Annotated in this window: 4 protein-coding genes, 2 tRNA genes and 1 pseudogene; 3 read left to right on the top strand and 4 right to left on the bottom strand. The window is 50.4% G+C overall.

Going from position 1 to position 8,735, the window contains the following annotated elements; translation table 11 throughout:
- The first annotated feature begins 224 nt into the window (after window positions 1-224).
- The gene (locus PG896_RS19765) at window positions 225-2,822 is read left to right on the top strand and encodes a cold shock domain-containing protein (RefSeq protein ID WP_270836116.1); all 2,598 of its coding nucleotides are present in this window, start codon (window positions 225-227) and stop codon (window positions 2,820-2,822) included.
- Window positions 2,823-2,940: 118 nt separating this feature from the next.
- On the opposite strand, the gene PG896_RS19760 is transcribed toward PG896_RS19765, so the two are convergent.
- Window positions 2,941-4,028 (bottom strand): IS3 family transposase gene (locus PG896_RS19760; RefSeq protein ID WP_270836115.1). Its coding sequence is split into 2 segments (ribosomal slippage): window positions 2,941-3,776 and window positions 3,776-4,028, totalling 1,089 coding nucleotides; the frame shifts between segments, so codons are not numbered across the junction.
- Between the two features lie 72 nt (window positions 4,029-4,100).
- On the opposite strand from PG896_RS19760, the pseudogene PG896_RS19755 reads away from it, so the two are divergent.
- A pseudogene (locus tag PG896_RS19755) lies at window positions 4,101-4,265 on the top strand (transposase); the annotation flags it as partial.
- A 450-nt stretch (window positions 4,266-4,715) separates the two neighbouring features.
- Here PG896_RS19755 and PG896_RS19750 read toward each other — a convergent pair.
- From PG896_RS19750 to dauA, 3 genes are all read right to left on the bottom strand, one after another.
- The gene (locus PG896_RS19750) at window positions 4,716-5,933 is read right to left on the bottom strand and encodes a site-specific integrase (protein ID WP_270836114.1); all 1,218 of its coding nucleotides are present in this window, start codon (window positions 5,931-5,933) and stop codon (window positions 4,716-4,718) included.
- Between the two features lie 83 nt (window positions 5,934-6,016).
- Window positions 6,017-6,104 (bottom strand) — tRNA-Ser (locus tag PG896_RS19745).
- A gap of 270 nt (window positions 6,105-6,374) precedes the next feature.
- Window positions 6,375-8,111, bottom strand: coding sequence for a C4-dicarboxylic acid transporter DauA (gene dauA / locus PG896_RS19740; protein ID WP_270836112.1), 1,737 nt, complete (start codon window positions 8,109-8,111; stop codon window positions 6,375-6,377).
- 551 nt (window positions 8,112-8,662) lie between these two features.
- On the opposite strand from dauA, the gene PG896_RS19735 reads away from it, so the two are divergent.
- Window positions 8,663-8,735, top strand: a tRNA-Asn gene (locus tag PG896_RS19735).

The following is an 8,735-nucleotide window of genomic DNA, read 5'->3' as shown; positions in this document are numbered from 1 at the left end:
CTAAAAACTGGGAATAGCGCCTTAAATGGCGAAGAAACGGTCTAAATAGGCTGATTCAAGGCATTTACGGGAGAAAAGATCGGCTCAAGCATGAAGAAATGAAATGACTGCGTCAGCCGAGAAGAATTTCCCCGCTTATTCGCACCTTCCCAAGAGAAAAAGGCCCTGATGCAACAACTGCTGACCGGCAAACGGCGGGTTTAAATGGATTTAATGGTGATACGATGACTGCACATATTATAGATAGATTTGGTTCCCCAAAAAATTGGAAGCTTGCTTGTGTTAAATGGTTCGGAGGTCGTAACAACAACACAGGCAGAGATAACCAGTTTGGTTTTTTAGCAACAAATGGAAGTGAAGATATTTTTGTGCATAAGAATGCAGTCATCAATAAGCCATTATTGGTGGAAGGTGAAATCGTACTCTATGAAATAGGTAAGGATAACAGAGGCAAAGTAAATGCATCTAATGCTTATGCGCTTTCAAAAAATGACAATAATCTAACAGAAATACTCTATCAGTATTTGGTTTTTTCTGATGAGTTTGTTGAGTTACGTGATTCTTCAATCAAGAAGACTTTAGCTGATTTGTTTGATTGCAATGATGCTTATCGTATCGTGGATAAATTTTCACAAAACTCTGAGCGTATCGCAGAGTTCATTTCCATAATAATGGCATGTAGCAATAAAAATAGTTTGCTAACAGTGTATATCGAAAAAATTGGCCTTATTAAGGCAATATCCAGTGGCATTCGACTATCAATAATACCAAGCGATTTGATTGCTCATCATGTCAATAAATTTGGGGTCCCGGAGTCCATATCACAGGGTATACCGATATCGAGCATGCCAGATAGGTTGGTTCTTGATTATATTTCTACAGTAGGGATTATAGAGGCCATTTCTCACGGTATCCCTGTTGCTAGGATACCAAGAAAGTTGATTCTGGTGCATGTAAATAATGTTGGAGTTATTGCCGCTGTTTCAGATGGTATTCCGATATCAGAAATCCCGGATGATTTAATTTCGAAACATGTACAGTCGGTAGGAATAGTTAATGCCTTGGCGCAAGGAATTCCTCTTAATAGAATATCAATAGATATCATTTTGAACTTCGTAAAATGTGTAGGCGTCATTAGCGCTAACTCTAATGGCATACCATTGTCAATGGTGCCAGATGATTTGATAGTAGAATGTTTTATAAAGGATGGTGTTATAATTGATATTGAAAATGGTATTCCTTTATCTTATCTACCAAGAGGTTTAATTGCGAAACATGCAAGAAGTGTTGGTATTGATGAAGTCAAGTTGCACGGCATTCCACTAACGGAAATACCAAAGCAAGCAATATCAGATTTTGTTAAATCCGTAGGACTTAAAAAAGCGATTTCTCATGGTGTTCGGCCTGCTGATATGTCAAGTCAGTTAATAGATGACATCACAAGTAAAAAAGGTATTGCTTATGTCATCTCAAATGGAGTTCCTCCATTATTGATTAGTAAGGAGTTAATTGACAATCAAATTGAAGCCTTTACTACATTCATTGTAGATATGCAGGCCGGCAAGATTAAAATAAATGCATTACTAAGTGAAATAATAAACCACATTTCATTTAGCGCCGCTCTATATCTTGGGTTTAATCAGGTGGTGGATTCAAAAGAGATATTAGAAGTTTGGCGAGATGATATGGAAGATTTTGTTACCAAACAATTTACCAACGAAAAAATTAATGTTGCCAACTTTGTTATGGGTGCTTACCAAAAAAATATAACCACCTATGATCAATATCGTCAGCACCCACTAATCAAGCCATTTGCTGATGCATTTTACACTAAGGAAAAAATTTTCTTAAAAGATTTAAGCTTTATAGATGACATAATGAATTCGCCTACACTATCTATTGATCCAGAATTCTACATTTTAGCGAATTTAATACCAATCATTAATCAATCCAACACTCCTGATGCTATCATCGCCTCTATCCTGCATGACATATGGGAAGCCTTGCTTACGAATAAATTTCGTATTGATCATCCTTCATTTTTTAATCTTTTCCCACGCTGCCAAACACTAGCAGAACACTTTCCATATATAGATTTATCCTGCGAAGCATTTTATTGGAAAACGCAAACACCAGAAGAAATAAAAAATTCTCAAAAACGTTATCCTCATAATCTCTCTCGTATTTCAAATGCGACAAATGTTGAGGCTGATACTAGTATATTTTTATGTCGTGGCAAAAAATGTACAGATCAGCATGTAATACCAAACCTTAATAAACATTATCTTGAGTTTAGCTTGTATGATTGGTTAAGCCATTATGGAGCTAAATATGAGTTGTTAAATAAACCATCTAAAAGAGATCTCCCAATTAAACTTGCAGGATATCTGAATCGTATGCGAGAAATTTTTCCTAGGCTGCATTGTCGTTGCTGCGGTATGCTTATGAAGCCTAACCTTAGTTACGCGCTAGTCGAAGTAACGACATTTGATATTAAATCCAATTCATTTATTACCAAGCCAAAAAGTGCAGCATACCGAGCGACAGTTTTTTATTGTGCAAATGAATGTTGTGTAGAGCATAAAATAAACTATTACATCAATCACTGCATTGGTTTTAAATGCTATGAAATAATAGATAGTCGAGACCTAAAGCAAAAGTGTTCAGAAGGTCGGTACATCTGTACGTCGTGTGGCAGTTGCTGTACTTATCACAAAGAAAAATACGGCAATGTTAATAATGGCGAGTCTGATAGTATCAAATATCAAAAAATATATAATGACTCTCCATTTTATTCTGGGGGAAAGGGTGATGTGGAATAAAAAATTACCACGGTTTCAGGAAGAGTACAGCGCCAAGATCCCAGCTCTGACCCTGCTGACCCAGCTCGGCTGGTCGTTCGGTATTCCCCCCATTCTTAGGGGCACTCAAAAGTAGAGGTCATGCGGCCTGCATTAGGCACTGTTTTGGTGTGTAGCCACCCAGCGCCATATTGGGCCGCTCATGGTTATACGTCCACAACCAGTTTGTGGCAAATGCCTGCAATTCATTCAGTGACTCAAACAGGTAATGACCCAGCCAGTCGTAACGTACCGTGCGGTTAAACCGCTCGATATACGCGTTCTGTTGGGGATTGCCCGGCTGGATATACCGCAGCGCTATCCCTTCCTGCTGAGCCCAGCGCTTGAGCTCCTCGCTAATATATTCCGGGCCATTATCGCAGCGGATCTCCACCGGCTTTCCCCGCCACGCGATCACTTGCTCCAGCGCCCGTTTGACCCGTGTGGCAGGCAAGGAGAAATCCACCTCGATGCACAGTGCTTCGCGGTTGAAGTCGTCGATCACATTAAACAGCCGCACCGAACGGCCATCACCGAGCTGGTCATGCATGAAGTCCATCGACCAGCAGTGATTGGGTTTTTCAGGGACCGCCAGCGGCTCCGGTTTGGCCCGTACCAGCCGTTTTCGCGGCTTGATCCTCAGATTAAGTTCAAGGGCGCGATAAATCCGGTACACCCGCTTGTGGTTCCAGCCAAAGCCTTTGACGTTACGCAGGTACAGAAAGCACAGTCCAAAACCCCAGTTACGCTGATTAGCGCTGTGGCGCAGCAGCCAATCGGCAATCTCCTGATTTTCATCGGCCAGCACCGGCTGATAGCGATAGCAGCCCTCGCTGACCTTGAACACCTGGCAAGCCCGGCGGATGGAGATGGCGTAATCCGCTACGGCCCTGGTTGCCATCTCCCGCCGGGCAGATGGCGTCACCACTTTTTTGCCATGGCCTCAGCGATGATCTCGGCTTTGAGGCGCTCCTCGGCGTACATCTTCTTGAGGCGGCGGTTCTCGTCCTCCAGCTCTTTGAGGCGAGCCATGAGGGAGGCATCCATTCCGCCGTATTTAGAGCGCCACTTGTAGAAGGTGGCGGAGCTGATGCCATGTTCGCGGCAGAGCTCCGGAACGGGGGAGCCAGCCTCGGCCTTGTTAAGAATGGCGATGATCTGGGCATCGCTAAAGCGTGATGTTTTCATGTAGAACCTCCGGGTATCAAGGTACGGGAACATTCTACTTATAAGCACCTCAGTTTTTCGGGGGGATTACCGGCCAAGGTGGAGCACCCATTTCGCATCATCAAGCGACAGTTCGGCTTCGTGAAAGCCAGATACAAGGGGTTGCTGAAAAACGATAACCAACTGGCGATGTTATTCACCCTGGCCAACCTGTTTCGGGCGGACCAAATGATACGTCAGTGGGTGAGGTCTCACTAAAAACTGGGAATAGCGCCTTAAATGGCGTAGAAACGGTCTAAATAAGCTGATTCAAGGCATTTACGGGAGAAAAGATCGGCTCAAACATGAAGAAATGAAATGACTGAGTCAGCCGAGAAGAATTTCCCCGCTTATTCGCACCTTCCTTAGAAACGAGATGACATGAGCGCGTTAAGGATCAGGGTGTTCACGTTGGCCGGAATGGCTGTTCAACTTCACCGGAATACGCAACGAGTACAGAGTTGACCATTAATACACTGAGATGAGTTCTTATTGACCGGCCTGCGCTACTAAACTCTGGATCGTATATTCACATAGAACGCAGTTCTATGTGGAATTTATGAAAGTAAAGACGGCTTTCCGATGAGACGACATTTTGGAAGGTGCGAATAAGTCATATGGCACGAGAGCATTTACTGGTAACCCATTGATATTAAATGACTAAAATTTTCATTTTTTGTTCTTGGGATACTTGTTCGCACTTTCCCTATGTCCCGCCAACTCAGCCACAATATGCTCAGCAACGTCCGCCTGCTGTAACTCATCGATGTAGCTATGCCGCAGCCCGTAAAGCGTGGGACGGCCCTGACCTACGATGCCAGCATCATTGAGGTGGCGTTGGAAGCGACAGGTGATGTTATGCGCCCAGTCGTCGTCTTTGCCTGATGGTTTGTCGTCGAACAAAAATACCTGCCCCTGACCGCGACGACTCTCCACATAGTCCAGGAATTGATGTCCGATCAACGCACTATGTAGCGGCACGGTACGGTACGCATTGGCACTCTTGAGCTGTTGATCCACCTCTCCCGCATCGACCATCAGACACCAAATCCCCTCAACCTGTTTGATGTTCTGAGTTTTGAGCTGGCAAGCCTCGGAGGGTCGCAGCCCGGCATACAGGCACAGCAGGGGCACCCACCAGTCTTGAACTCTCAATTTTTTGCCTTTCCGAGATTGTTTGCTACGCAGGCTGGCAAACAGCTGAGCCAGTTGAGGGCGATGCCAGCGCACTCGCTCCTCATCCGCCCGTTTGTGCGGCTTCTTGCCTGCCGTCAACCCATCAAAAGGGTTACGGCTGCAATAGTCCAGCGCCACGCACCAACGGAAGAACTGTTTCAGGGCGGCGAGGTAATCTCCTTTGGTTTTGAAACTGAGGTTGGTCTTGCGCAGCAAGCTGTTGCGGTACTCCTGTGCCAGCGCGGGCGTCACCTCATCGACTTTAACCCCTTTGGCCCAGGTGACGAAGGCGTTGATCCGAAGTTGGAGCTGGCCCACCGACCTATGCTGGATCCCCTCACTGGTTTTAGTCTCGATGAATCTCGCCAATGCGTGGGTGAGCATGATCCCACTGCTGGGGCAAGCTGGGGCATCAACAGAAGGTTCACGAGGTGTGGAAGGTGTTTGAGGAGGGATGAACCCCGCTGCTTTGAACGCGTCTAGATCGGCGCGGATCCAGCGATAGAAACTGCGGGGGGCAGTATCGGCAGGAGTAGCCGCGATAAGTGCGCGAGTACGAGCTGCCACTGCCAGGTTGCGGTCTACGGCGAGCTGACGATCTTTGGTGCAAAGGGAAGTACGGATAGCGAAGGGCAAGCCACGGTCACGTAATGACTTAGGCAGCGGGAGACGAGTGTAGTAGGTGCCGGAGGCATTTTTACTCAGATACATGATTGTTCCACCCAGTTGATCCAGGAAAAAAATCACGTAAGTCTAGAAATGAAAAAACCCGTTGAAATTCAACGGGTTATATTTGGCGGTGAGGGAGGGATTCGAACCCTCGATACGTTGCCGTATACACACTTTCCAGGCGTGCTCCTTCAGCCACTCGGACACCTCACCAAATTTTCACTGCTTGAAGTGGCTTTCGGAGCACGCTGCGCGTGCATCTTGCCGACTTCGTCGGTGGGCAGCCACTCGGACACCGCACCCAATTTTGGTCTGTGCTTTAACGTGTTCAGCCAACACGAATTCGCTGCGCCGTTGCGCTGGAACGGGGCGTAATGTAAGGGATAGGCGCGAGGCGGTCAATGCAATTTTTTATCTTTTGCCACTGTTTGCTCAATAAGCGAACCAAGTGACTAAAAATATGCCGTTTCCTATCCCTTTCCATCAATTTTCAACCGCTTCGTGCAAATGTTCTCCTCGAATAGCCTCTTCCAGCGAGCCGTAGAACTCCAGCTCTCCCGCCACCGGACGCACCTTGGCCCGCGCCAGGGTCTTGAGGGGCTGGAATTGCAATTCAGCCACCTTGAGACGGACCCCCGCCTTGGCCATGCGTTTTGCGAACTGCTGGAAGGCGGTGAGACCGCCAGCATCCAGGATGGAGACCGCCTCCATTTGCAGGATCAACTCCTTGTGGTCCTTCACCTGGGCAAGCAACTCGTCAAAGACCCGCTCGGCGGCGGCAAAGAACAGTGGCCCGTTGATCTTGTAGACAAGGGTCGAGAGGGACACCTCGCTGGCATAGCGCTTGTGATCCGCCAGGTTGTGCAGCCTGGTCATCTTGGCGATTTCACGCATGAACAGCAAAGAGGCCAGGATCACCCCGAAGGTGATGGCAATGACCATGTCGAAGATGACGGTCAGCGACAGGCAGACCAGCAGCACCAGCACATCGGATTTGGGCGCCCGGCGCACCAGATCCACCACCTTGTGGGCCTCGCTCATGTTCCAGGCCACCAGCAGCAACAGGGCGGCCATGGCAGAGAGCGGCAACCAGGAGAGCCAGGGAGCCAGCACCAGGATGGCAGCCAGCACCACCAGCGCATGGACAATACCGGAGATGGGCGAGGTGGCACCGGCCCGCACGTTGGCGGCGGAGCGCGCGATGGCGGCCGTCGCCGTGATGCCACCGAAGAAAGGAGCCAGGATGTTGCCAAGGCCCTGCCCCACCAGCTCGCCGTTGGAGCTGTGCTTGCGACCCGTCATACCATCGAGCACCACGGCGCAGAGCAGGGATTCGATGGCTCCCAGCATGGCCATGGAGAAGGCGGCGGGCAGCAGCCGCTCGATGGCGGCGAGGTTCCACTCCACCGGCGCCCCGTCCGGCCCCGGCAGCGCCCAGGGCATCACCAGGGTCGGGGCGATGGGGGGAATGCCCATGCCCTGGGTACCGTCGGCCAAGGTATAGCTGAACTTGCTGCCGATGGTGGCCACGTCCACCCCGAACTGGTGCAGGCCAAAGCCCAGGCCCACCCCCACCAGCACGGCGGGCAGGTGGCCGGGGACCGGCAGACGCAGCCTAGGCCAGAGCAGCAGCACCGCCAGGGTCGCCACCCCCACCAGGGTGTCCCCCCACTGCCAGCTGGGCAGGGCATGAGCCAGCGCCTGCACCTTGCCGAGGTAGGTTTCCGGCATCTCGGGCACCTGCAGGCCGAAGAAATCCTTGATCTGCAGGGTGGCGATCACGATGGCGATACCGCCGGTAAAACCCAGGGTCACCGAGGGCGGAATGTATTCGATGAGGCGGCCGAGGCGCGCCATCCCCATGGCCACCAGGAAGCAGCCCGAGATCAGGGTGGCCATCAAAAGCCCCCCCACCCCGAACTGCTGGGCCACCGGGTAGAGGATCACCACGAAGGCGGCGGTGGGCCCCGAGATGGAGAAGCGGGAGCCGCCGGTCACGGCGATCACGATACCGGCGATGATGGCGGTGTAGAGCCCGTGCTGGGGCGGCACCCCACTGGCGATGGCCAGTGCCATGGCAAGGGGAATGGCGATGATGCCGACCGTGATGCCGGCGATGAGGTCGCGGCCAAAGCGCGCCACGCTGTAGGGTTCGTCAATGCAGGATTGGCGCAATGCGATGGCCAGCTTCACGCCTTGTAAGGAAGCTTGATTGTGCATGTCTAGGGTAATACCAGAAGAGGGAGACAAAGGCCGGGGTGAACCGGCACCCGATCATCATCAAGGGCCGGCAGAGCTGTCGACGCGGCGATGGTATCGAAGGCAACCATACCCGACCCGGCCAGATAATTCGATGGGCAGGATCAAGAAATGGCCATTACCCCGCATTATTGTCATCGATAGCTCGCATATCGCCGATTTTCCCTGCCATTCCTTTAATAGATCCCTGGTCATCGCGACCCGGCACCTCCCTCGCATCCCCCACACCTCAGAGGCAAGCCCATCGACAGGGGCGACATCGCCGATTTTCATCGGTTCCCGCCATGATCGGCTTATCCATTGCCTCGCCCCCTCCAGGCCGATGGCACCTTCATCGCCAGCCCGACCGTGGCCGCAGGCAGGGCATCTCAAGCTGCTGATTGTGCTGAAAATAGTCCACAGCGCCCAAGTTTTGGGCAAACGGGCCGAAAAGCCCTTTTTCCGTGGAGTGGCGGGTTGACACCCGTCCGGGGGATCATTAATATCCGCTGCGTCTCGACGAGACAGGCAATTCCTCCTTAGTTCAGTCGGTAGAACGGCGGACTGTTAATCCGTATGTCACTGGTTCAAGTCCAGTAGGAGGAG

This window comes from Aeromonas sp. QDB30 (assembly GCF_027707645.1).
Taxonomy (GTDB): domain Bacteria; phylum Pseudomonadota; class Gammaproteobacteria; order Enterobacterales; family Aeromonadaceae; genus Aeromonas; species Aeromonas caviae.
Note: the sequence above shows the minus strand (reverse complement) of the source record. Positions and strands in the feature narration are given on the sequence as shown.